The organism is Variovorax sp. SRS16 (assembly GCF_901827165.1).
Classification (GTDB): Bacteria; Pseudomonadota; Gammaproteobacteria; order Burkholderiales; family Burkholderiaceae_C; genus Variovorax.
The window spans coordinates 334,667-356,701 of sequence record NZ_LR594667.1; the positions used below are offsets into that span (position 1 = coordinate 334,667).

The 22,035-nt window shown below is 63.2% G+C and carries 26 protein-coding genes; 13 read left to right on the forward strand and 13 right to left on the reverse strand.

The window, feature by feature from the left end:
- Positions 1 to 8 precede the first annotated feature (8 nt).
- A complete protein-coding gene (locus E5P2_RS29620) occupies positions 9 to 638 on the forward strand; it encodes a hypothetical protein (protein WP_162570836.1) in 630 nt (209 codons plus the stop codon).
- Between the two features lie 90 nt (positions 639 to 728).
- On the opposite strand, the gene E5P2_RS29625 is transcribed toward E5P2_RS29620, so the two are convergent.
- The 3 genes from E5P2_RS29625 to E5P2_RS29635 form a co-directional block, all read right to left on the reverse strand.
- Positions 729 to 908, reverse strand: a complete 180-nt coding sequence (locus E5P2_RS29625; RefSeq protein ID WP_162570837.1) for a hypothetical protein — start codon at positions 906 to 908, stop codon at positions 729 to 731.
- Positions 909 to 1,085: 177 nt separating this feature from the next.
- Positions 1,086 to 1,355 carry a hypothetical protein gene (locus E5P2_RS29630; RefSeq protein ID WP_162570838.1) on the reverse strand — a complete coding sequence of 90 codons (270 nt, stop codon included), beginning with the start codon at positions 1,353 to 1,355 and terminating at the stop codon, positions 1,086 to 1,088.
- A 7-nt stretch (positions 1,356 to 1,362) separates the two neighbouring features.
- Positions 1,363 to 1,659: a hypothetical protein gene (locus E5P2_RS29635; RefSeq protein WP_232080947.1), complete on the reverse strand. Its 297-nt coding sequence runs from the start codon at positions 1,657 to 1,659 to the stop codon at positions 1,363 to 1,365.
- 514 nt (positions 1,660 to 2,173) lie between these two features.
- On the opposite strand from E5P2_RS29635, the gene E5P2_RS29640 reads away from it, so the two are divergent.
- Positions 2,174 to 4,717, forward strand: a complete 2,544-nt coding sequence (locus E5P2_RS29640; RefSeq protein ID WP_162570839.1) for an isoleucine--tRNA ligase — start codon at positions 2,174 to 2,176, stop codon at positions 4,715 to 4,717.
- Positions 4,718 to 4,732: 15 nt separating this feature from the next.
- On the opposite strand, the gene E5P2_RS29645 is transcribed toward E5P2_RS29640, so the two are convergent.
- Both E5P2_RS29645 and E5P2_RS29650 read right to left on the reverse strand, forming a co-directional pair.
- The gene (locus E5P2_RS29645) at positions 4,733 to 5,122 is read right to left on the reverse strand and encodes a helix-turn-helix transcriptional regulator (RefSeq protein WP_162570840.1); all 390 of its coding nucleotides are present in this window, start codon (positions 5,120 to 5,122) and stop codon (positions 4,733 to 4,735) included.
- A 268-nt stretch (positions 5,123 to 5,390) separates the two neighbouring features.
- Positions 5,391 to 5,693 (reverse strand): hypothetical protein, encoded by a 303-nt coding sequence (locus E5P2_RS29650; RefSeq protein WP_162570841.1) that lies wholly within the window; start codon positions 5,691 to 5,693, stop codon positions 5,391 to 5,393.
- Positions 5,694 to 6,055: 362 nt separating this feature from the next.
- On the opposite strand from E5P2_RS29650, the gene E5P2_RS29655 reads away from it, so the two are divergent.
- The 4 genes from E5P2_RS29655 (at position 6,056) to E5P2_RS29670 (ending at position 8,524) form a co-directional block, all read left to right on the forward strand.
- A complete protein-coding gene (locus tag E5P2_RS29655; protein WP_162570842.1) occupies positions 6,056 to 7,147 on the forward strand; it encodes a hypothetical protein in 1,092 nt (363 codons plus the stop codon).
- A 101-nt stretch (positions 7,148 to 7,248) separates the two neighbouring features.
- Complete coding sequence (locus E5P2_RS29660; protein WP_162570843.1) at positions 7,249 to 7,671, forward strand: hypothetical protein; 423 nt, start codon at positions 7,249 to 7,251, stop codon at positions 7,669 to 7,671.
- A complete protein-coding gene (locus E5P2_RS29665) occupies positions 7,668 to 7,994 on the forward strand; it encodes a hypothetical protein (protein WP_162570844.1) in 327 nt (108 codons plus the stop codon). The genes E5P2_RS29660 and E5P2_RS29665 overlap by 4 nt, the downstream gene beginning before the upstream one ends.
- 41 nt (positions 7,995 to 8,035) lie before the next feature.
- Complete coding sequence (locus tag E5P2_RS29670) at positions 8,036 to 8,524, forward strand: hypothetical protein (RefSeq protein ID WP_162570845.1); 489 nt, start codon at positions 8,036 to 8,038, stop codon at positions 8,522 to 8,524.
- 678 nt (positions 8,525 to 9,202) lie between these two features.
- Here the strand turns inward: E5P2_RS29670 and E5P2_RS29675 are convergent.
- Positions 9,203 to 9,844: a hypothetical protein gene (locus E5P2_RS29675; RefSeq protein WP_162570846.1), complete on the reverse strand. Its 642-nt coding sequence runs from the start codon at positions 9,842 to 9,844 to the stop codon at positions 9,203 to 9,205.
- Between the two features lie 107 nt (positions 9,845 to 9,951).
- On the opposite strand from E5P2_RS29675, the gene E5P2_RS29680 reads away from it, so the two are divergent.
- Positions 9,952 to 12,624, forward strand: coding sequence for a DUF2726 domain-containing protein (locus tag E5P2_RS29680; RefSeq protein WP_162570847.1), 2,673 nt, complete (start codon positions 9,952 to 9,954; stop codon positions 12,622 to 12,624).
- Positions 12,625 to 12,799: 175 nt separating this feature from the next.
- On the forward strand, positions 12,800 to 14,278 hold the full coding sequence (locus E5P2_RS29685) for an Ig-like domain-containing protein (protein ID WP_232080948.1): 1,479 nt from the start codon (positions 12,800 to 12,802) through the stop codon (positions 14,276 to 14,278).
- Between the two features lie 231 nt (positions 14,279 to 14,509).
- Here E5P2_RS29685 and E5P2_RS29690 read toward each other — a convergent pair whose 3' ends face one another.
- The 4 genes from E5P2_RS29690 to E5P2_RS29705 all read right to left on the reverse strand — a co-directional run bounded on the left by E5P2_RS29690 (position 14,510) and on the right by E5P2_RS29705 (position 16,579).
- A complete protein-coding gene (locus tag E5P2_RS29690) occupies positions 14,510 to 14,716 on the reverse strand; it encodes a hypothetical protein (protein ID WP_162570849.1) in 207 nt (68 codons plus the stop codon).
- A 151-nt stretch (positions 14,717 to 14,867) separates the two neighbouring features.
- Positions 14,868 to 15,374 carry a hypothetical protein gene (locus E5P2_RS29695; protein ID WP_102905942.1) on the reverse strand — a complete coding sequence of 169 codons (507 nt, stop codon included), beginning with the start codon at positions 15,372 to 15,374 and terminating at the stop codon, positions 14,868 to 14,870.
- A 240-nt stretch (positions 15,375 to 15,614) separates the two neighbouring features.
- Positions 15,615 to 15,977 carry a hypothetical protein gene (locus E5P2_RS29700; protein WP_162570850.1) on the reverse strand — a complete coding sequence of 121 codons (363 nt, stop codon included), beginning with the start codon at positions 15,975 to 15,977 and terminating at the stop codon, positions 15,615 to 15,617.
- 116 nt (positions 15,978 to 16,093) lie between these two features.
- On the reverse strand, positions 16,094 to 16,579 hold the full coding sequence (locus tag E5P2_RS29705) for a hypothetical protein (protein WP_162570851.1): 486 nt from the start codon (positions 16,577 to 16,579) through the stop codon (positions 16,094 to 16,096).
- A 265-nt stretch (positions 16,580 to 16,844) separates the two neighbouring features.
- Here E5P2_RS29705 and E5P2_RS29710 point away from each other — a divergent pair, with 265 nt between their 5' ends.
- Together E5P2_RS29710 and E5P2_RS29715 are read left to right on the forward strand one after the other, a co-directional pair.
- Complete coding sequence (locus E5P2_RS29710) at positions 16,845 to 17,702, forward strand: SH3 domain-containing protein (protein WP_162570852.1); 858 nt, start codon at positions 16,845 to 16,847, stop codon at positions 17,700 to 17,702.
- A gap of 73 nt (positions 17,703 to 17,775) precedes the next feature.
- Positions 17,776 to 18,087, forward strand: coding sequence for a hypothetical protein (locus E5P2_RS29715; protein ID WP_162570853.1), 312 nt, complete (start codon positions 17,776 to 17,778; stop codon positions 18,085 to 18,087).
- 190 nt (positions 18,088 to 18,277) lie between these two features.
- Here E5P2_RS29715 and E5P2_RS29720 read toward each other — a convergent pair whose 3' ends face one another.
- Positions 18,278 to 18,433, reverse strand: coding sequence for a hypothetical protein (locus E5P2_RS29720; RefSeq protein ID WP_162570854.1), 156 nt, complete (start codon positions 18,431 to 18,433; stop codon positions 18,278 to 18,280).
- 162 nt (positions 18,434 to 18,595) lie between these two features.
- Between E5P2_RS29720 and E5P2_RS29725 the strand changes: the two genes are divergently transcribed.
- A complete protein-coding gene (locus E5P2_RS29725; protein WP_162570855.1) occupies positions 18,596 to 19,513 on the forward strand; it encodes an SLATT domain-containing protein in 918 nt (305 codons plus the stop codon).
- 25 nt (positions 19,514 to 19,538) lie between these two features.
- Here E5P2_RS29725 and E5P2_RS29730 read toward each other — a convergent pair whose 3' ends face one another.
- Positions 19,539 to 19,865, reverse strand: coding sequence for a hypothetical protein (locus E5P2_RS29730; RefSeq protein WP_162570856.1), 327 nt, complete (start codon positions 19,863 to 19,865; stop codon positions 19,539 to 19,541).
- A 188-nt stretch (positions 19,866 to 20,053) separates the two neighbouring features.
- Here E5P2_RS29730 and E5P2_RS29735 point away from each other — a divergent pair, with 188 nt between their 5' ends.
- Positions 20,054 to 20,578, forward strand: a complete 525-nt coding sequence (locus E5P2_RS29735; protein ID WP_162570857.1) for a YgjV family protein — start codon at positions 20,054 to 20,056, stop codon at positions 20,576 to 20,578.
- Between the two features lie 288 nt (positions 20,579 to 20,866).
- The gene (locus tag E5P2_RS29740; protein WP_162570858.1) at positions 20,867 to 21,250 is read left to right on the forward strand and encodes a hypothetical protein; all 384 of its coding nucleotides are present in this window, start codon (positions 20,867 to 20,869) and stop codon (positions 21,248 to 21,250) included.
- Positions 21,251 to 21,686: 436 nt separating this feature from the next.
- On the opposite strand, the gene E5P2_RS29745 is transcribed toward E5P2_RS29740, so the two are convergent.
- Positions 21,687 to 21,920: a hypothetical protein gene (locus E5P2_RS29745; RefSeq protein ID WP_162570859.1), complete on the reverse strand. Its 234-nt coding sequence runs from the start codon at positions 21,918 to 21,920 to the stop codon at positions 21,687 to 21,689.
- Positions 21,921 to 22,035 lie beyond the last annotated feature (115 nt).

Here is a 22,035-nt window from a genome sequence, read left to right on the forward strand (position 1 = left end):
CGCATGATGTGGTGCTGACCGACGGCAGTGGCCTGCTGACCGCAATTCGCCATTCCGTTCTTAGAGACCCAGTGGCGGCTGCGCAGCAGTCGCCCCGTGCCAATCCGGCAAACCTGAAGGCCATCCAGGATGAGCTGGTCCGCTGGGCAGACGCCAACGAGCCCGCCCCGGACGAGGTGAACGCACTCCAACTGCTTTTGCGTCGGCTAGGCGACCTGCGCTCCCGCTCGACCTCGTGCTTCGACAGCACGAACGTGCTCGCGGCGATGCTGACCGGCGTCGCACCTTCCCTTTCGACGGCACCACTTCATTACGCGATGTGGTTTCTTGTCGAAGCGTCGCTCCAGCATGGCCGCACCAACGCCTTCGACAGGACGGATGAGCTTGTACGCCAAGCGCGGTCCGGCGATTTTTTGCTGTCAGAGCAGGACCTGCCGGGCGGGTCCGGCGCCCCTGCGATTCCCGGCTGGGCACGCAAGTCGACGTTGCGGCTTGGCCGCAAGTACAGCGCTGGCTTCTCGCAGGCCCCCTGGGAGGGCGTAATGCGGTGCCTGCAGATGGACGATGCTGAAACCGAGCGCATGCGCGAGATGTACCTCACCTGCCTTCAGCACCCCAGCCCGACTGCTTGCGGTTAGGCAGAGCGCGGCGTTCGGTCGGTGGCGCGAGCACAAGCAACAGCACGGTCCGCACCGGCCGCGCCGCCAGCGGCCCAGGCGTTAAATGCGCTACTCGCCGGGAGCTCGGTCGCCCTCGGTTTCGAAGTTCTGACGCGCCGCTGCCCGGAGCACCTCGTCGGATTCGTGGTCGTATGTCTGGAAACCCCAGGCCTCCAGGTAGCCGACCAGCTCAGGTCGGGAAGCGCGTTCGATAGCCTCAAGGCTGCGGAGGAGCGGCAGAATCGTCATTCCCGACATTGTCTCCCAGGTCGCCACCTGTCCTCTGAGCGAGGTGCTTTGCCTGGAGAAGTGCCCTGCCTGCGTAGATTCCCGGCCGCAACCGAATTGCCTTCGCGCGTCGTGCCAGGAGCTGAGGTGCTTCTGGCACAGGCAAAGCGGGGCCCGTCGCGAGCACACCCAAGGGAGCTAGTCGTCCAGGTGCCGCGGACGGACCACCGGCTTCGAGTCCTTCAAGTCCTCGGGGGCCGACAGGTCCCAGACGAGATTGCAAGGGAAGACGACCTGGCACGCGGCCTTGATGAGGTTCGGCTGGCTTTTGTCGACCTTTCCGAAGAACGAGAAGACGTCCCTGCCGGAAATTTGCTTAAAAAGTGCGAGCAGGACCATCACCACAAAGAGCCAGAACCACCAGTGGCGGTGAAGTGGCTTGTCGTCTGGCCGTTCGTCTTCCGACATCAGCGCTTCAGGCGTTGGCCGCAATTGGCATGGCCATGCCGAGCGCCGACGCGGCGAGGGCGTTCTCGCCTTCGCTACCTGCGAGCGAATAGCCGCGCTCGAGCAGCCGCCGGGTGTAGTACTTGTTGTACATAAACGCCCAGATGATGCCGATGGCGAGCGCGCCGATGCCGAAGGTCATCAAGCCGATGATGACGGCGATGACGAAGCCGCCGATGAAGGTGAGGAAGTCGCCCCGGAAGAGCGCTGGGAAGAATCCGAAGAAGAGCGTCGTCCATGAGAAGCCGTAAAAGCCATTCTTCATGAGCCCGGTGTCCTTGTGCCGGAGAGCGATTCGAGTTGCCATGGCTGAGTTCCTCTTAGTGTTGTTAGTGTGCTGCCGGCCGTTCGACCCAATTTCTCACGTCGTGCACCAGGGGCAGTCTACGAGCGAGTTCCCGTACCGCCGGCTCGAGGGAGTGGTTTGTGTGCAGCATTGCGCACTTCGCTTCCTTGGATGGCGAGCGGTGGTATGGAAACTACGGGCCCCGCGCAGACCGGTTGCCCGCTGGCGGTTGCTCCGTGCAGCTATTCTTGGCCAATGGCCCTAAAACGTGAAAGAATAGATGCAGTTCGTTTAAAATGTGAGTGCCTATACAAGGCGTCACACTCAATCAAGCACATCGTGTCCAAGCACTGGTCCTTCTCGATTATTCGCACCTCCGCTGCCGCAGAGCACCGGGGGCGAATTACGTTGGGCGATTAGCCCCACCTTCGACCTCGACCTCCCAAGGCAGCGACTCACCCTCGCTGCCTTTTTGCTTTTCTGGACCCGAATCATGTACCACCTCAATCTCTTCAAGTCCTCGTTCGAACTCCCGCAACTGCATGCGGACAAAGCACCCTACCTCGCCCTCTGGGGCGCGCCGGCGACCGTGGACGCCTTGCATCGCAATCCTGTTGGCAAACCGCTCTTCCTGCTGCACGACGGACCTCCGTACGCCAACGGCGGCTTGCACCTCGGCCACTTTGTGAACAAGACCCTCAAGGACGCGCTCGTCAAGTTCAAGCGCCTGGACGGCTACTTCGCGCCCTTCGTTCCTGGCTTCGACTGCCACGGCCTGCCCGTGGAGCTCGAGGTCGAGAAGCTTGGCGTCTCAAAGGACGACCCCCGAGCCTTCGTCGAGGCCTGCCGAGCCTACGCGGAAGGCCAGGTCGCCAACCAGACCGCGGAGTTCCGCACCTTCGGGGTCGCTGCCGACTGGGAGCAGCCGTATCGCACGCTCGACCCGGAGTTCGAGGCCGGCGCAGCGCGCCTCTTCAGCGAGCTCCCCAACGTCGCCAAGCGGCTGCGGCCGGTGCACTGGTGCCCCGACTGCGCGTCGCCCCTGGCTGAAGCAGAGGTGGAGTACAAGGAGCGGGCTTCCGACAGCCTGGTCGTGCTGTTCCCCGTCGAGGGGCTGGAGAACACGTTCTTGCAGGTCTGGACCACGACGCCCTACACCCTGCCTGCCAACAAAGGCGTTGCCTACAGCCCGGCGCTCGACTACGTGGCGGTGGCGGACGGCGCGCGCACCCTGGTGCGAGCCCGGGCTCCGGAAGACGCCGCTGATACGCCTACGTTCGACCTGGCTGGCCGCCGCGCCTACAGCCCCTACACCGGAGAACTGGTTCCCTTGCTGCCTGCGGACTACGTGACGAGCAGCGGCACCGGCCTGGTGCACCTGGCGCCGGCGTTCGGAATGGACGACTTCCGGGTGGGAGAGGCACACGGCCTGGCGGTCGAGCACTACGTCGACGAGCGCGGCCGCTTCCTCCACGGCGAGATGGCCGGGATGAGCCTGCGGGAAGGCACGGCCCACGTGCTTGAGCGCGTCGCACCGCTCGTTTTCTCGCACGAGAACGTTCAGCACGAGTACCCGCATTGCTGGCGTCACAAGCGCCCCGTCTTCTTCCGCGCGTCGTCCGAGTTCTTCATGGAGTTAGCGGACGTCGGTCCCCGCGCGCTCGATGCGCTGCAGCACGTTCATTTCGTGCCGGAGGGGTCGCGGGAGCGGCTCAGCAGCATGCTGCGCTCGCGCACGTCCTGGTGCCTCTCCCGCTCCAGGCTTTGGGGGACACCCCTGGTCGACGCCTCCGACCCCGAGGACCGCGCCCTGGCGGCCCGAGTTGCAGGGGAGGGCGTCGAGGCATGGCATTCTGCAGGTCCACGTCGTACCCTCGATGTGTGGTTCGACAGCGGCGCCACGCATGAGCTCGTCATGAAGAAGCGCTTCGGGCGGACAGCGGACGTCTACCTGGAAGGTACTGACCAGCACCGAGGCTGGTTTCAATCTTCGTTGTTGACAGCGGTGGCCGCCGGCGGCCCGGCGCCGTACAAGGCCTTGCTCACCCACGGCATGGTGGTCGACGAGCATGGCCGCAAGTACTCGAAATCCAGCAAGAACTACCTGCCGCTGGACGAGCTCTTCAAGCGTTACAGCCCCGACGTGCTACGCCTCTGGGCCCTACAGCAGGATTTCACCAAGGAGCTCAAGCTGTCGCCAAAATCGCTGGACCAGACGGTGGAGCGCTACCGCAAGGTGCGCAACACACTCCGGTTCTGCTTGCAAAACCTGGTCGACTTCGATTTCGACTTCGCGCTGGCGGAACTCACCCACTCGCAGAACCGCCTGCAGGTCCTCGAGCTCCGGGAGCTGGTGACCGGCGTGCAGGAGGCCGCCGGCTTGTACGACTTCGCAGCGGCGACCGCGCTGCTCTTGAAGTATGCGGATGCGGTCTCCAGCGACTACTTCACTGCTGTCAAGGATGCGCTTTACTGCGAAGCTGCAGGCTCGGAGCGCCGGCGCGAGGTCCAGTACGTCCTGGCCTGCGTGCTCAACACCCTTCTGCGCCTGCTGGCCCCCGTTTTGCCGTTCACCGCAGAAGAGGTCTTCCAGTCGGTTCGTGATGCGCTGCGTCGTGAGGAGGCATCTGTGCTCCTGCTGACGCTGGGAGACCTGGCGCTTCCCTCTGTCGACACCCCGGACGAGCTTCTGGCCACCTACGACCAGCTGAAAGCGCTCAAGCGCGAGGTCAACCAGTACGTCGACGCGCACCGGCAGGATGGCCTGAAGTCGGCAAGCTCGCTTGAGCTGGCGGTGGTCGTGCCCGACACCCCTGCGGCACTCCTGGTCAGCGAGGCGGAGATGGTCGACTTCTTCGGCTGTGCCGAGGTGCGGCTCGGCCGCGGAAATGGGTACGGCGTACGCGTAGTCAGCTCCGAACGCGGGCTGTGTCCCCGGTGTCGCAGGCACAGTCGCACGGGGCTGTTTCTGGACCTGTGTGCACGCTGTGATGACGTGGAGGGCACGGCAGCGGCGCTGGGGGCCGCTGCGGCCTGAACGGAGCACCCGGCCTCAGGCCAGGCCGTGCCATTCGCCAAGCAGTTCGACCAGGCGGCGGTCCGAGAGCTGCCTGCTTGCGCAGGCCGCGACCAGCGCCTGTACCGCGGCTTGTTGCAACGGAGACAGCGAGGACAATGGGGTGCCAGCAGCAGACGCTTCAGGAGCCTGTCTGCGGTGCCCCACCTTGCTCGGCGCTCCTTCGGGCTGCCTGAGGTCCTCAATGGTCACGCCCAGAATACTGGCGAGCTTCTCGAGCGTGGAAAGCCTGTCGAGCCCTTCCCCCGCTCGCTCCATCTGAGACACCCGGGCCTTGCCGACGCCTAACTCCTTGCCGAGCGCAGTCTGCGTCAGGCCTGCGGCGATACGCAGTTCCCTTAATCTTGAAGGTGCAATGATTGTCATCAGGGAAAGAATACCTGTACTTTGGTACACCTATTCTAAACTACTCGGGCCAGGGCCGGAGGGCCCTTCTGGACATTTTCTTGAGCGGCGGAGAGATTTCCAGGTCGTACGCCGAAATCTGAAGGAACTCTTGCCATGGCGCAGGCCGCAAGCGTCGGCTCCGCACGAAAAAAGCCGCCCGGGAGGGGCGGCTGAAGAAGGGGGATGCGCTTAATTGCCCGAGTAGGCCTGGGCGGCGCGGCGGCAGAACATGTGACCAACGTCCGGTTCAAGCCGAGGGCGGAAGCACGTAGCCCAGGTTCAGCAGCAAGCCATCGCACCAAGCCTGGGATTCTGCGTCCCAGCCGTCGTCGCCTTTGGAGCCCGGATGCCAGTTGCGGTAGTCGGTGTGCAGGTCGGTGAAGGGCGCATTGCGCACACGCGGCGTCTTTTCGATGAATGCCACGCGGTTCGCGACCTCGTTGATGTCGGTTCCTTCGATGCAGCGCATCGAACAGTGATGAGCGCCGGGTACGGCAAGCCAGGCAGTGAGGCGCTGACCGGCCGCGGGAGGCGATTGGAGTTTCCGCATACAGGGTCCTTGAGAGTTGTCCTTTTACCTGTAGCCACCGCGTCCGCTGCCGCCAGGGGCGTTGGCCTAAAAGCGCCGCGTCGCCTGACTGCGTTCGGCGAGCAGATGTCCAGCTTTCTGGACAATTCCGCCCCTTTTGCCCAGCCCGTTGAACAAATGGCCGGAGGTCTTAAGCCTGCGAGACCGCAGGAGTCGCTATAGGCGGTACGGGTTCCATTGCCCATCCGCCTGCGCCCTTCGGGGTATGGAAAAGCAATGTTTTCAAGGCACTGTGCCCATCCATCCGATTCACCGGAAGGTTGCGCTCAGCAAGGCAGGCACTGGCGACAAGACAAGCGACCTTCCAGGTCAAAAGGACAACCATGCAGTTTTTTATCGGACGCCTCCGCGTCACTGACGCCAATGACAGCCACGCAGTCAACTGCTGCGCCAGCGCAATGGACCGGCACGAAGCCGCGGAGCTCTTCTCTCGTCGCGCTTGTACCTACGGGTGGGGGCCGTTCACCGTAAGCGCCGACGGCTCTTTCTCCTTCAAGGAGGACCGCGGCCGCAACGTTCGCGTGGAAGAGGTGCTCGAGGTCAGCGCCGTCACGTTCCAAGAGCTCGCGCAATCGAAGTGGTTCGACGTCTGCGACTCCGGTCCGGCGGCCGTGCTCGAGTGTGAGGAGCCCAGCGAGCGCGTGAGAACGCTGTCGCGGCGCATCGGCCGGCAGCTGACCAAAATGGACGCCAAGGTTGCTCACAGCAAGCTTTTGCATGCAGTGGCTGCCAGCATCGGCGAGACGGACTGGCAAGTACTCGTGCACCAAAGGACCCCCACTGTCTGCAGCGCGCCCGACCAGGCGCCGCATTCGCAGACGGAGATTCCGGGAACTGGCTTCTTGTACCGGGTTCCGGTGTCAGTCGACACGAGCATGACCGCTATCGTGCTGGCGCGAGGCGATACCCCGGAGGACGCCATCGAGGCCGCCCGGCAGTTTGCAGCTGACGGCAAGGCACACTTCGAGGTTGACGACGGCAACTACCGCGGATTGGCCGACCACTACTGTCCCGACAAGAGCGAAGACGTGGTCTACCGGGTGGACGAGCCACAGGGCACCTCGGAGGACCCGAAGCTCGGCGGCGCCGTCTACGGCCCCTATGCCGTGGAGCTCACCAGCCTTGGCGGCTGCGACGACGAGCTGTTGTGGGCAGACCTGAGGGTCCTCACGGCAGACCGGTCGGTGGCAGACACCGAATCGTGCTTGTCCGCATGCCTAGTCAGCGCCACCCAGGCTGAGCGGGTGAAGTTCTGTGACAGAGTGGCTGCGCTCATGTACCGGTGTGCACCAGACCTCAGCAAGGTCAACCCCGACGACGTTCGCGGCCTGTTCGTGCGCGCTGTGCAAGGTGACCAGAGCGACGCTGCGTTTATCCAGATTGAACAAGAGGGCCTCCCTCCCAAGAAACCATAACCGGCTGGTCGTGCGATAGCGCACATCATTCCTGCGGCTCACCTTGGTGGGCCGCTTTTTTCTTGGTTCGCCGTGGCGGTCCGCTGCTAGCATCGGCTGCCATGCCGCATGCCCACCCTCCGGACCCCACATCGACGAGCGTCGCGCGCGCCGCAGTCCATACGCGGCTGAGCGACTTGGCGGACGTAGGCCTTAATGTGGCGCTCGCGCCCTGGCGCCTCGTGCGCATCCTTCTGTCGACCGCAGCGCCGCGGCTGCGAATCCTGGCACTTCTGGCACTGGTTCTTGCTTGTGCTTTGGCAGTCTGGCTCATGTCCCCCAGTGGCATCCTTGCCGCAGCCTTGGCCATCGCGTTCAAGTGGGACCTGCTGCGTGGTCTCGTCTACGCGGCAGGCATGTTCCTCAGCCCCGCGCTCCGTGCCGCCGTGGGCGCCGCTGCCTTCATGACCCTGTCCGCCATTTTTCTTCACGCCATCAGGCGGGCTAGCGTCGACCAGACGAAAGAACGCGTTTCGCCTAGATGACTTCGGAGGTCCGCCTAGCGCTCAAGAAACTCGCCATCGAGTTCGGCGAGCTGCTGGACGACCAGGGGTTCCCGTTCGGGCGACTGCAGGAACTCGACTGCATCGCCATCCTGGCCGGCGCGAGTGACTGGGCGGCTTTCAAGGTCGACCCTTTGCGATACCGAGGCGGCCCGGACTGCAAGCAGTTGCGGGCAGCGGCGGTGTTCGAGCACCTCAACCGACGCCCGAACGTCCGGGCTGTGCCGCCGGCAACGTTCCTGGACGTGCTCGGGAAGCTCAACCTCCCAGTAAGGTGGCAGCGGGGGATAAGTGCTGAGACCTAGACGGTGCATTCCCCTTTCTCAGCCCCTGACCCGCCAGCACCATGAAACCCGAATTCGACCAAGCCCTTTGTGAGAAGTACCCCCTTGTCTTCAAGGACCGACGCGGTGACCCGAGCCGCACGCTGATGTGCTTCGGCTTCGAGGTGGGAGATGGCTGGTACTCGCTCCTTGACGCTCTCGGCAGCCTCCTGGAGGCGGACCATCGGGCTGCCGTGCGCGAGTATGAGCACAAGCGGAGTATCGAGGGAACGGTGCCCTACAAGGGAGCAGAGCGAGTGAGCGCGGTCGACGTCGAACGTGCACGCCTGGCCATGTCCGCCGCGGCCGACCGCGTCCCTGTCGCGGTCCAGGTGAAGGAAAAGTTCGGCACCCTGCGCTTCTACGTCTCCGGCGCCAGCGACGAGCAGTACGCCTACATCGCATTTGCCGAGGCGATGAGCGCACGCACCTGCGAGGTTTGCGGCGCGCCGGGCGAACTTCGCAATTCCGGATGGATTAGGACGCTCTGCGACGTGCACGACACTGAGTAGCCTGGCTTCCGGCGCAAGCAATGCATCGCGGCATCGAGCCGTAAGCTCGTAGTGCTCGGCCAAATCAGGTCAGGCCTCTGATGGCCGGGCTTAGCGCCGGCTGTCCGTCTCGCAACGCCGGCACGCGCTTGCTGTCGGCACAGACCCGCTTCATGGCTATACGCGCTATCAATCGTTCAACCGTGCCAGCTCACCTCAGTGTGCGGGCCGAACAGGAGGAAATATGGAAGATTTGGTCACGAAGGTCACTAGGGTCATGCCCAGGCGCGATGGGTCGGAAGTCAAACTAGTGGCACAGGCGTACTTTGGCGCTGGCCTACACCGCTCGACGGGAGTTGACGTGTATCGCCGAGCGAGCCCCCATCAAAACTGGCAGTTGTGCAGCGACCAGCCCCACCCCGATTGGCGAACCCTGTCCGTCGATGCGTACTGCAAGCAGGGCCGGTCAGAGAAATTGCAAGCGGCCTCTCTGGGGGAAATCCTTGCCGTCGCCGCCCTGATTGGAAAACCGCTCCACAGCCTGCCTTCCGGTATCGAGCTTCAGTAACCGTCATTCCCGCCCACCGTGCGCTACTGCGCGCCGTGGGCGTCTTTTTTCTGCGCACTCCAGCCAGGTGCCGATTTCCCCTGAATGACGGAAAAAGCCCCGACCGAGAGTGGTCAGGGCACTGAAGGAGGTTAGGGGCGGTTGTCCTTACCGCAACGCTGGCACGCGCTACCGTAGTAGTTTCCGACGGTCATGAAGACGCCGCAGCCGTGGCATCGATAGCGCTCAGGCGCCTGCCGCTCGGGCTTGACCAACAGCGCTCGAAGCCACGGGTCGCTGAGTGCCGTCTTGTGGTCAACCGCACCTGCATCCACCGCTGGGCGACGCTGGGCTTCGACCAGAGTTCGGGGCCACGCAATGCCGGGGATGCCGTCCAGCTCGTCTGCACGGAACAGGCCTGCCAGGCCCAAGTTGGTCGCCGAGCTACCGTCACGCGTGCGAAAACAAATATCGTTTCCGATGTAGCGACGGTTGGCGTCCTGCACGTAGAAGAGGCCGCTTGCTTTCATCGCCTCGAAGGGGATTTCCTCGTGACGCGGCAGGTATTGCATGTCCACAACCGGGCGGGCGTGGTCGCGCAGGTAACCGGTCGGCCATGGGATGTCGGACTCGCGTGACGCGTGCTGCTTGAATGCGTCGAACTCGGAGAAGGGTTCAGCCTTAGACAAATCCGAGGTGTAGCCGCCACCGATGGCCCACCACATCAGGTTGTCGCCAACGTTGCCGCGGCTGTCCTGCAGGTGGAACGAAGGTGCTTCTGGGGAATTTCTCATTGTTGCTCCGTAGGTTTTCCTGGCTCCTATAGCGAGTGCCGCGGCGTTTGGGAGTGGGTCCCCCTAAAATAAATCCCTCGCCGCAGTTCTAAAAAGAAGACGCTCCAATGGCAAAGTCGAAATCGCGCAAGTCTCGTAACCCCCGCGCGCAGCCGCCCGCGTCTGCGCCAACGGCCGCGGCCGCAGCCGCTGCCGAGCATCCATCCCCAGGACGGCGGCCCTTTTCGGAGCTCCAGGCGCGCGCGGAACAGGCTCGCGCTGCACAGGACTTCGACACGTTGCTTGCGCTGGGTACGTTGCCCCCGGCGGAAATCGACGCAGAGCCGGACAGCAATCTTCAGGCGTGGCTGGCCTTGCAGGAGGTTCGCGGGCTTGCCGGTGACGAATCTCTGGACGCCTACGACCGTGTCAGGCAATCGGACAAGCCCCGGCTGACGGCGGCGCTGGCTCGCCTGAGCGAGCACGACCCGGACTTTGCAGTTCGACCCGAATTCGACGTGTACCTGCGGACGCTTGGCTACGACCTCAAGGACGCCTTGGAGGGTATGCGATGGCTGACCACCGCATGCCGCGCACAGCCAAGCCGCCTCGACCTTCTCGAGAACCTCCGCGGGCGGGTGCTCCGCATCATGCTTCGGGATGACTACCAGGAGCACGACGAAACCTGGACGCAGGAGGTGGAGGTCCGCGCGAACGCGGCCGGAGAGGTCGACCTCATCCTGCGCGAAGCACTCGAGCGCGCCTGGACCTCCGAGCTGGACGACTACGGTCGGTTGCTTGTCACCGCTCTGCGAGCCGACCTGGACATGCGCGTCGCTCAACCGTGGGAGGCTGAAACCGCTCTCGCGTGGGCAGGGAAGCTGGAGACCCCCGCGACTGCTCCGTATGAGGAAGGTGCGTCCAGGTCGGCTCGGGACGCGCTCACCCCTCAAATCTGGGCCCTTCTGTGGGAGTTCCAAAACACTCCGGTCAAGCATTTGGATTCCGTTTTCAGCCGGTACCCCGAAGGCCTGGGGCCGCGGTGTGATGGGCTGCGCAAGGTCGTGACGAGCTTGACTGCTAATGGCAGCGACCAGGAAAACCTCTTCTTTGAAGGCATGGCGCTCCTTGCGAGCGTGGCGGACCAGGAGGATGGCATGTTCGGCCAGGCCCTCACCGTGCAGCACAAGGGCAGCGTAGAGGTGTTGCCCGTGGGCTGGAACTCGTTCCTCGCGCCCAGCCTTAGTGAAAGCCTTGCCCGGCTCATGGACGAGGCCGAGCGCATTCGCTTTCAATGGCGTGACGAACTGGCTTTGGCAGCTGTGATTTGGACGGCCCTCGCGCAATACGCGGTAATAGACAGGGAACTGCCTGGGGATGATTCCAGCTTCGCATGGCTGGGGGACAAGGTGCCGCTCTTCGCATTCCAGGCGGCGCATGTCCATCCCCTGCCAGCGCAACGCCTGTTGTTGATGCTCCGAGCACTGCACGGCTGGCTGAAGCGGGGGCAGTTGCCGCCGACCACCCACGTCTGGGCTGACTTGGAGGGTATCCAGTTGAGCGCGGAGGAGCGAGCCGAGGTGCGGGCGCTACTTGGGAAGCTCGCGGTCGCGGACATGGCCGAACCCATATGGGAGGTCTGGCTGCAGGTCGGGGGCCCCGCCTTTGCGGCTCTGTGCAATGGCTTCGAGACCCAAGAGCATGCTGGCGTGCTCGCTCTCGCGCGGCAGTTCCGAGATGACCTTGAGAAAGGGGAGGGTGGCTTCCGACTTGGATATCTCGAGCAGCTGGCAGGCTCGTCCAGCCTGTCCTTGGAGAGCTACCTCTCGGTACTGGCGGATGAGCGGAAGGCACCTTTCGAAAAGTCCACGCTCGGCAACCTGCGGATATTGCTTGACAAGGAAAAGAGCGAAGCTGCGGCCGCGGCTGCCGTGACGCGCCTTACCGAGGCCGCATTGCCTGAACGCCTCGCTGAGGCGCGTGGCGAGCTTCTGAAGCTGGCAAAGGCCCGGCTCGCCGCACTGAAGAAGGAGGCCCAGTACGAGAAGACCGCGGTCAATCGTTGGCCCTCCATCGGAGCTCCCGCCCGAAAGCTCCTGGGCGTCCTCGCCCAAATTCAAACCTACAGCAGCATGGACGAGCTCGCCGACTACGCCCACATGGAGGTGAAGTGGGTTCGGTTCCACTACGAAAAGCTCGTCGATACCGGCATGATTTTCGAGAGTGCCGGCAAGTATCGAATCAACCCGCACATCGCTCCGCTCGTCGAGCAGGAGGACCAGCACAAGCTTGTTGGCCGAATCATCCGCGCGCAGGGGACGAGCACCGTCAAGCAGGTCTTCAACAGCGGGCTCGAGTTCCGCATCTATCAAATCATGACACAGCTGTGCCCGAACCACCTGGTGTTCCCGAACTGCGCGTTGCAGAGCTTCATGAAGTACGAGTTGGTGAAGGAACTCGTGACACCCGAGGACTTCAACTACTACCTGTTGGCAAGCGTGGACCTGCTTGTGGTCAATTCGACAACCTATATGCCGATGCTCGCCATTGAGGTCGACAGCATCTATCACGACACGGAGCGCCAGCAGAAGAACGACGGGAAGAAGGACCGGTTGTTCGCAACAGCCGGGGTCCCGTTCCTGCGCCTGCGCCCGGTCGGTAGCCCCTCCGAGCAGGTCGTGCGCGGCCAGGTGGCGGAGCACCTCGACGAACTGGTCCGCACCCTGCGGCCGGAGATTCCAGGCTACGCGCAGGCCCGCATGCTCCTCGAAGACCTGTCCGGCGGAAAACTCGTTCCTTGAACGAGTCGCGCCGCGAGTCAACTGGTCAAGGCTTGGTGAGCGCTACGCCCGACTAGGCCGGTTCGACGCCAGGCGGGCGGCCAGCCCCGCGACGGGCTCACGTTCTTGGCCTCATGGCCGGCCGGATTTAAACGGTCGTTGGCTATACGCGAAAAGCCCGTCTCAATGCGCTTCCATGCGCTCTCCTTTTCGCTTCTCGATGAACGCCTTTACCATGCGGCGCTCTGGCGCCGCCCTCGTCCTTGCAACAGTGCTGGGCTTCGCCGGCGCCGCAACCGCCGCACCAACCCTTGTCTTCAAGGTGCCTGCCACGGGGCTTACTGTTTTGGGAGCGCCTCCGGTCGGCGGTCCGCGGTCCGAGACGCCGAGCGACTCCGCGTTCAAGGCGGCAAGCGCGAGATTGGTGAATCTCCAAGCATCCGGCGCCCTTACGGTCGGAAGCACTGTCGAGCTGGTGGCCGACGTCGTCGATGCCGAGGGAGCGAAGGCCCCCGACGGTGTGGAGGTCCGATGGGCCGCAGACGTGGGCTTCCTGTCCGCGCCGACCACCTATACGGCCGGAGGAAAGGCCCGCGTCACCCTTGAAGCCCCCACGTTGGCCCAAACGATTCGCGTGACTGGAACGACGCCAAGCAGCGCAGCGTCAACGTCTCTCGAGGTGGCGGCCCGGCCCGACTACGGGCGCGCCACCGTGCTCTACGTCTTCGCAGCGCCCTCCACGATATCCGCGGGCGGCCAGACCACTCTGCGCGCGCTGGTTGCCGACCCGCACGGGAATGGCGTGAGCGACGGAGCAACCGTGCAATGGGAGAGCACGAGTGGAACGCTCAGCGCCGCAACGAGCCGGACCGCCGGCTACGGCGAAGCGACCTCCATCTTGACGGCAGGGGGCAGCCCGGGCATTGCCGTGGTGACCGCAAAGGGGTCGGCCTCCGACCCCGGCAAGTCCATCAATGTCACCGTCAACCGACGGCCCGGGGTCTATTTCGCTCCGCCATTGCCGACCACGGCCGAGGGAGACAACGCCGCCGGCTCAACTTTCAACGTGAACGTGTTTGCGAGCAACACCGCGAGCGTTCCAATGCCGCGCGCCGACTTTGGCTGGGACGGCCAAGGTCCGATGCCTGACATCAGCAGTGGCTGCGCCGCGATGATTCCGGCCTACAGCAACTGCATGGCGACGTACAAGTTCAGCACTGCCCAGCGAGGCACCTACTCCGGCACGCTTCAACTGAAGTTCGATGGCCAGGTCCTCGACGCGGCTCCCCTGACATACACGGTCTACACCAACATCTCACTCACCTCTCCGCAGACCGACGGGCTCATGACCCTGCTCTTCCAGGCACCGTCGCGCACGTCCGGCGACCCGGACGTCTTCACCTTCAACTCGACGTTGACGAATCCCGCTTCCTCGCATGAAGCGGTGTCGGTCGCCGGCGTGCGCGTCTCGGGCATCACCAACGGGACGAGCGTGGGCCTCGGCACCTGTGGGGCTGCCCTCGAGCCTGGGCAAAGCTGCGCGATTCAGGTGGCCTTCGTTCGCCCCTCGAGCTTCGTGACTGCGACGAACTTCTCCGTTTTCGTGGCGAAGCGCAGCCCGGCAGGGCGAGTGGCGGAGCAGCTCTTCATGTTGAGGGTCAGTCCAACCAACTGATAAGGGCTCAAGGCCTGGTCATGGGCGGACGGTAGCCCAAAGACAAGCGACGCCGAAGCGCCGCTTGCTGCCTGCAGTCGATATGCATGGTGCTAGATGCTCTCGTCCTGGTCATTGGCACACCCGAAGGTGACGCAAACGCCCGGCTATACCGAGCGCGCGAGAACATCATAGGCCCAGTCGCGCCGCGGCGCGATGCCGTCAGTCGGCAATTTCAGCGACGGTGCGTGGTCATGGGCCGGCGGCGATGCGCTCCATATGCTCCTCGAGCAGCTTGAACCGGTCGTTCAACTTGTCCATGCGCTGCACATTGCAGTGAAAGCAGAGGAGCGGGCCCCACGCCGTGCCGGCGGGCCGGCCGCAGCGCCACAGGCAGAGCTTGCCCGTGTGGTGTTCTGCGGAATTTCCGGGGTGGTCAGGGTCTTGGTAGGGGAGCATGCGAAGGTATAGGACCGCGATGTCTCTATCGGCAGCGCGCCGCACACGACCAAGAAAAAGCCGCCCGGGTGGGCGGCTGGAAGGAGGTGTAGGGGGCGCCCTGGAGAACCAATGTTCCTGAGGAGGCGCGCGAACGTTGCGCCAGGCTGTCCTACTTGGTGGCAGGCGGAAAAATGCTGGCTCGCAACGCTTTCGACGCTCTTGGGCTGAGTGCCAGGCCGGCCTCGCGCGCATCGCTCAGGATGCATTGCAGGGGCTCTGCTGCGGCGTTGACCGCATCCGCCAGGGCAAGCTCCAGGAACGCACGCTCTGCGGGCGAGCCCTCCTTGCATTCAAGCGCTTGGCCTGAGACGTTGCAAACCCCCATACCGCTACCAGTCTCGTAGCGCGTGTAGAACGTCAGGCCGTCCCGGCGCTCGATTCGATACTTGCGGTCATCGTCCATTTCGCCGAACAAGAGGTTCGTCTCGAAGACGGGCTTCTTGGTGAACCCCTGGAAATCAGGGTTCGGGTCGTCGCTGTAGAACATCACCGCCTTGGGATGGAAGCGGTGCTCGAAGTCGGCTTCGACCACGGCCAGGTCCGGATGGCGCCCCGTGACATATTTTTCCACGAGGGATTTGACCTTGGAGAGGGTAGATTGGGTTTGCTTTGGCATGGATGGCCTTTGATGTAGTGGTCCTCTCGTGTGTAGCGCTTGGCTCCCCCGCGCCCTAAAACACCAAAGACACCCGGGTCGACGTTGACGCAGGGCTCGGAAGTGACTGGGGCCGAAGGAGCCTTAGCTGGCTGGGGCTAAGTTCAGGCGTCCAAAGAAAAACCACACCGGTGAGGGTGTGGTTTCGAAGCAGAACAGAAGTTCGACTTGGGCGTCTTGCAGTTGCCTGCAATGGCCAGGTTACCAGCCGGCCGGAATTCGGAGGGTTTCGACGGACGGGCGGCGTTGGGAGACGCGCTTGCGAACGACGGTGACCTCCTTGAACCGGGTCGGAGCAGGGACGTTTTCCAGCAGGAACTGCGGAATTTTCAGCTCGAGGAACGTGCGCGCCTTGGGGGCAGGCATCTTCAGGAGCTGGAAGTCCTCACGGATGTCGTCCAAGCTACGACTTGCGAGTTCGGCGTTCAAAGCGTGGCGGGACTTCCGACGCTCGTTGCGCTTCAGCATTCCCGTGAGGGCAGCACCATCGAACATCGAGCGGCGACCGCTCAGTTCGTAGCTTGCCCAGCTGTTGGGGACGATGGCAGCGTTGACAGTTTTCATGGAGAGAGTTACCTCGTAAAAAAGTTGACCTACTCCGTGTAGCGACGTCGGCGACGCCGCCCCTTGGCACGGCCAGGCGGCGGCGGGACGCTCCGGACCTAATCGCGCCGCGTGGGTCAGGCCTCCGCGACCTCTTCCAGCGAGATGAGCGCTTCCAGCTGAAGTCGGTTTGCCTTTATGATGCCGCCGACTGCGCCTTGCTCCGCCCCAAACTCCAAGCCGTTGCACGGCAGGCATCGCACGAAGCTGTCGCGCAGCGCCAGCTCGAACTCCTCCTGGCTGAGAGCCCCGCCAATGACTTCGTGCACCGACTTGCCGCTTCCCTTGCCAACAAGCTGGAGCTGTGAAGTTCCTCCGCACTTGGAACAGGTGCAGCCTGCCAGGTAGGCGTCCCGCTGGGCGACAAAGCTGGCGCGGACGACCTTCTTGCGAACAGCGGAGCGGTCGACGTAGTCCTGCTTGTTGCCGGCGTAGCGGCTCTTCGAGTAGCTGCGCGTGCATTCCTTGCACTTGGACTGCAGCAGCCCGGTTTGGCGGTTCTTCACCGAGAAATCAGTTTTTGGCTTGCACACTTTGCAGCAGCCGCATGTTTTCATCTCCATCACATGATGTCCTAAAGAGAAAGCCGGCTAGGCGCCGGCGAGTGAGTTCTTCAGGGTGTAACAAGCTGCGGCGGGAAATGTCCCCACCTAAAACGGATGGCCCGCCGGGTTGCATTTAGTAGATGACGTCCGAGCCGACGATGGCAATGCACCCACGAACGGAAATTGGTCGCATGCGGCGCTCCCTCCTCAAATTGGTGTAGCCAAAAGTTAACGTTTCTGGTCCACTTGGGCGCCATTGTTGGCAAGGCTGGAGGAGCGTTCGATGCAGAAGTTTGTGAATGTCCAAACCGTGAACCTTCGCAGTGCGCCCAGCACCGAGGGGAACGAGCCCATCGGCCAGCTCTCGCTCGGCCAGTCGGTCGAGCTGCTGGACGGCGGTCAGCCAGGCTGGCATCGGGTCAAGACTCAGGTTGACGGCAAGGACGTCGAGGGCTTCTGCGTCGAAGGCCTGGCGGACGCCCGAATCTCCTGGACCACGGCCAAACAGCCTACCTTGAGGGACCCCGCGTCGCCGGCGCGCGAAGCCCTGGCCGCGACGGCCGCGGAGCAGTGGCTGCTCTTCAGGAAAGGCGAAGGCAAGGAGAACGTCGAGCCGTTCAGCACCATGGTGGGCAAGATGTGGAAGGCGTTCAACAAGAATTTGACGGGCAAGGACCAGGGCATGCCCTGGTCCGCCGTGGCCATCTCCCTGATGGTGCGAAACGCCGCGAAGTCCGTTCCGGGGTACAAGGCCTTCCCTGAATCTATCGGGCACTCGAAGTACATGTGGGATTCCATCCGGAAGGCTGCCAGCGGCGACACCGCGGCCCCCTTCTGGGGCGTTGCCCTCGACAAGGCCAAGCCCCAGGTGGGCGACATCATCGGCAGCTGGCGCAACACGCCGTTCAGCTTCCAGCAGTTCCAGGCTGCGACCAAGAACCCTGAGACCCCTTGCCACTCGGACATCGTGGTCGCGGTCGGCCCGGACCTGGTGCTCGCCATTGGCGGCAACATCAAGCATTCGGTCTACGCCACCGGCTACCAGGTGACCTCGGACGGATTTTTGACTCCAAACCGTCGCATCGACGTCGGCGGCAAAGTCGTCGGAGAGGCCGTCGTTTTGATGGCCAACCGGGTCTAGCCCAATCTTCGAGGCGTGCAGCCTATCCGGCTGCGGCCCCCCTTTTTCCTAAACTGACCTGAAAACGAATCCCATGGTGAAACTAGTCGACCGGCAAACGTTTGAGCGCACCTGCGGAAGGGTAATGCCCGTGCGACGAAATATGGCAACATTCAACGGAGACAGCTTTAAGTGCGGCTGCGGCGGCGAGCACACCTTTGACACCGCGTATGTCCCCGTGCTGCTCGAAGGATTCAATGGCCGCTTCGTGGTCGCCTGCCCAAGGAACAATGAACTCATCAGCCTTATCAAGACGAAGATGAAGTTCGGCATTCTGTACAAAGAGTTGGAGCTTCTCGCCGCCCATGACACGGGAGCTGAGCCGGGGCAGCGCCGCGTCGCCTAGAGGGCCAGGCTGACACGCCGAAAGCGTACGGAGCTGGGCCAACAGTTCCGACAGCAAGAGCTCGGCAGCTCCATGGAGAACAATCGTTGCGACCTCGTCGAGCTCGATGGGCTCCAGGTTCACCGCGATGATGCTCGCACCGCGCTCGCCGCCAAGGTATGGCCGGAAGGCGCTGGATGCGCACCTGCTGTCAGCGGCGCGCGATGCCGCCGTGGCTTGCGACGCCTTCCTGGCTGTCGGCAGCACGGCTGCGGTCTTCCTGGCCAACGCATTGCCGCTCGGACATCCGGTCGCGCCGGTTCGCCGCATGGCTCGGGCCTTCGACAACGCCGCTGCTGGCCTCCATCGAGCTAGAACCTTGACAAGCCTATTCGGCTTATCGACACTGCGCCCTGGACGCTGAAATCGACAACTCCAACAAACGGGTCCCGCGGAAGCGCATGTCGAAAATGGCCGGGACTGGTCAAAGCTTGCGCGCCTTCGCCCGTCGACCTGACTGGAGGCTCGAATGAACGGCTTGGCAAAAACGAACGAAGTCACCTTGCGTTTCCCGGAACAGGGAAAACCGGTTAAAAGGGAGCACCTCTACGAGTTGTACAGTGATGTCATGGGGGTTCTGCAAAAGGACCATGACTGGTACATCCCGAGGAAGCGCGCTTACTACTTGCTCTCGCGGGTCACGCTAATTGGGTCGACCGCATTGCTGGGCTTTGCAGCCTTTCTTGCTTTCACCGACCAAAACTGGGCCCCGAGCTTCCTCGGCCTGAAGTTCGCCAATCCGGCTCAATTCGCCTTGGCACTTGCGGCTTTAGCGGCCTTCCTTCTGGCTGCGAACCAAGTCCTGATGTTTACGGGTACGTGGGTGCGGTATACGGAGGCCGCCATGAAGCTGAACTCACAGATGCTCGCTGCCCAATTCGACTGGCAACTATGCAGGATTGGCTGGGAGGACAAGGAAGGCGAGGCCTCCCCCGACCAGCAGGTTAAGGCGCTCACTCTGCTCAAGACTATGGTGGCAAACTCGCGCGCGGTCATGGAGTCCGAAACGTCGAAATGGAGTAGTGAGCTGGTGAAGGCCGTCGACCAGCTGAAAGCGCTCACTACTAGTCAGACGACCGCTACCCAAAGCCTCATCACCGCAGCAGGGAAGGCAGCAGTAGCCGCCTCCCCCGCAACCCTAAAGGTTAATTTCTCGGGCGCGCCGGACCGTCTAAAGGGACGCGAGGTTGTCGTCACCGTAGGGGACCACACCGAAAAGCGCACTGGTGTCGACTCAAGCGTGGTGTTCCCGAGCGTCGCACCTGGTACTTACAAGGTCGGGCTTGTAGGCACTGATGAAAAAAATGTCGAGGTCCGGGTGGACGGCATTGTGCAGGTTGAGGGCGGCTCGACGAAGGACATCACGCTTAATGTGCCGAAGGGTTAGCGCAGCCCGTTCCCCCGCCAGCTCTCTAGTTGCAGTAAGTTTGGTCGCCAATTTGTTGGCACGTCCGACCGTTGGGGCCATAGGTGGTGTCACCAATCTGCTGCCAGGTCTGCCCGTTCGGCCCGTAGGTAGTGTCTCCAATCTGCTGGTACGTCTGGCCATTGGGCCCGTACGTCGTATCGCCTATCTGCTGATAGGTCTGCCCCCGCGGCCCATAAGTTGTGTCGCCGATTCGCTGCCACGTCTGGCCGTTGGGGCCATAGGTCGTGTCGCCGATTTGTTGGTAAGAGCGGGTCTGGGCCACTGCCGGCAAGGCGAGCAGGCTAAGGACGAGTACGAGTGCAAGTTTCATAGAAATAGTTGTTTAGGGTGGTCGACGGCTTCTGGGCTTTTCGAGGTTGAGTCTACGGAGAACCGCGACTCAGGAGGAGGAACTCTGTCACGCATCCCTCAAGGCTATATCTTCCCTTTAGGGTAATCCCTAGCGCGTCCGCTACACTACCTGCACTCTCGGGGCCGGACCCTCAGGCCCCTTTTTCTATGAACGCCACTTACCTCATCAACGCCACCGGCTTGGTCGCACTTGTGCTGACTGTTCTCAGCCTGGTCGGCACCAGCGACAAGTTTCTTCGCAAGTCAACGGGCATCGCGTCTGCCATCTGGGCGGTGAACAACCTCCTGCTGGGGGCTCACACGGCGGCCGCACTGAGCGCGGTCTCGGTCGGCCGCCAAGCTTCCGCAGAAGCCGTGCAGACCCGCAGCGCGAGGACGCGGCTATTTGCATGCCTCAGCTTTGTCGCCGTTACCGTTGTCGCCAGCGCGCTGACCTGGAAGGGCTGGACCTCGCTGGCAACCGCAGCCGGCTCGCTGCTGGGCACATGGGCAATGTTCTATCTGCGCGGCGTCGGCCTTCGCCTTGTGATGGTGCTGGTCGCAGCGCTGTGGATGTACAACGCCTGGGCCTATAACTCGTGGTGGCAGATGGTGGGCACGTCCGCCTCAGGCGCTGCAGCGCTGTACGGCGCTTGGCGCACCCGCGCGGTGGACGGCGGCGGCGCGGCCTGAGCCCGTACCTGCCGACGAAAAGCACAAGCGAATAGGCCAGGCGAGCACTACGGCACGCAGCAGGGTTCGGCCCTCAAGCGGAACCGCTCTGGCTGCCGCCAGCCGAGTTAGAGTGCAGGCATGGCAACAATTCCTTGGCACGAAAGTTTGAGCAAGCAAGCTCAGGCTGACCTTTATCGGCTTTATGAAGTGCTATTCGAGGTACGTGACCTCCCGGCGTCAAACAAGCAGCGCGCGTTTGAGGCAGCGGCGGTCGGCAAGCACACTTGGCCAATAGTAGGCATCACCATGGACGCGCTGAAGCACCTCTGCACGAAGGGGACGTGCGACGGATTGCGTAGGGCCCATCGCGTCAAGCGCATCGACCGCGCGGCCGCCATGTTCGTCCGCGCGGAACGAATGACGCCCGACGAGCTGTTCAAGCACTTCTTCGAACTCGACGAGGTCGTCCTGGCGACCGTTAAAGAGAACGGCCGCCATGGGATAACGCATTGGGCCGAGGTCATCGACGTGCCCGTCGAGTACTTCACGCGCACCGGCATGAAAGCCGTCGCAACTGATGAGGACCTCGCTTGGGCCAACGGCGCGCTTCGGTCACGCGGCATCGCCGTCGTGCCGGAGTTCACCCCGAAGAAGCGCCGGCGCAAGGGGCCGGCGAAGAAATCCCACTAGGCGCCCGAAATCCTGGGTAACCGGCCTGGCGCGCACGTCGTGACCTGAGTGCCGTGCGGTTCCCGCCCGCGTCCCGCCCTGCAAATGCCCCAGGCGAGAAGCAGACCGCCCAAAGTGGGCGGGTTCGCGGGCGGGACGAATTTACTGACGAGGTCCGGAAGTCGTGCTCGTTCGTACCCGTGCCACGCCCCCCGCTCGCTAGGCGGGCCCGCCGGTCGGGAAACTCTTCTGCAATCCGAGCTACGCGCTTCAAGGCCCGAACCTGGCGCAGCACCTCGATTCGGGCGGGGTCGACGCCGTCCAACAAGTCTCGAACGGAGCACTGCAGTGCGGCCGCCAAGAGCATCAGTTCTGACGGGTCCGGCAAGGCCTCGCCCTTAAATGCACGCAGGAACCGATACTCGCCACGTGCATCATGGACCGTGCCTCCGCTCGCTCACAGACAGCTTCTACTCACGCTCACGCGGGTGAGCCCCAGTGCAGCTGTGCGCTCGCGCAGTTGCTGCGATACGCCCCATGCAACGCGCTCACCTTCCTTGACGACAGCCAGCTCGTCGGCTTCACGTAGTCTCTTGCTCGATGTGCGGGCGTAGCCGGACACGGACGACCGAGCTGATGATGGCTTGGAAGCAGGACCGCTTGACCGGTCGCGGGCGGCAAGGTCGCTCATGGGCTACTGATGGAGGAGGGCCGCCGGCGCAAGGTCGATGCGCGATGCGGACTGAAGGCCGCGGGGACTGCGCGGTCGATTTTACGGGCTAACCCTAACCCGAACCTTTAGGCCG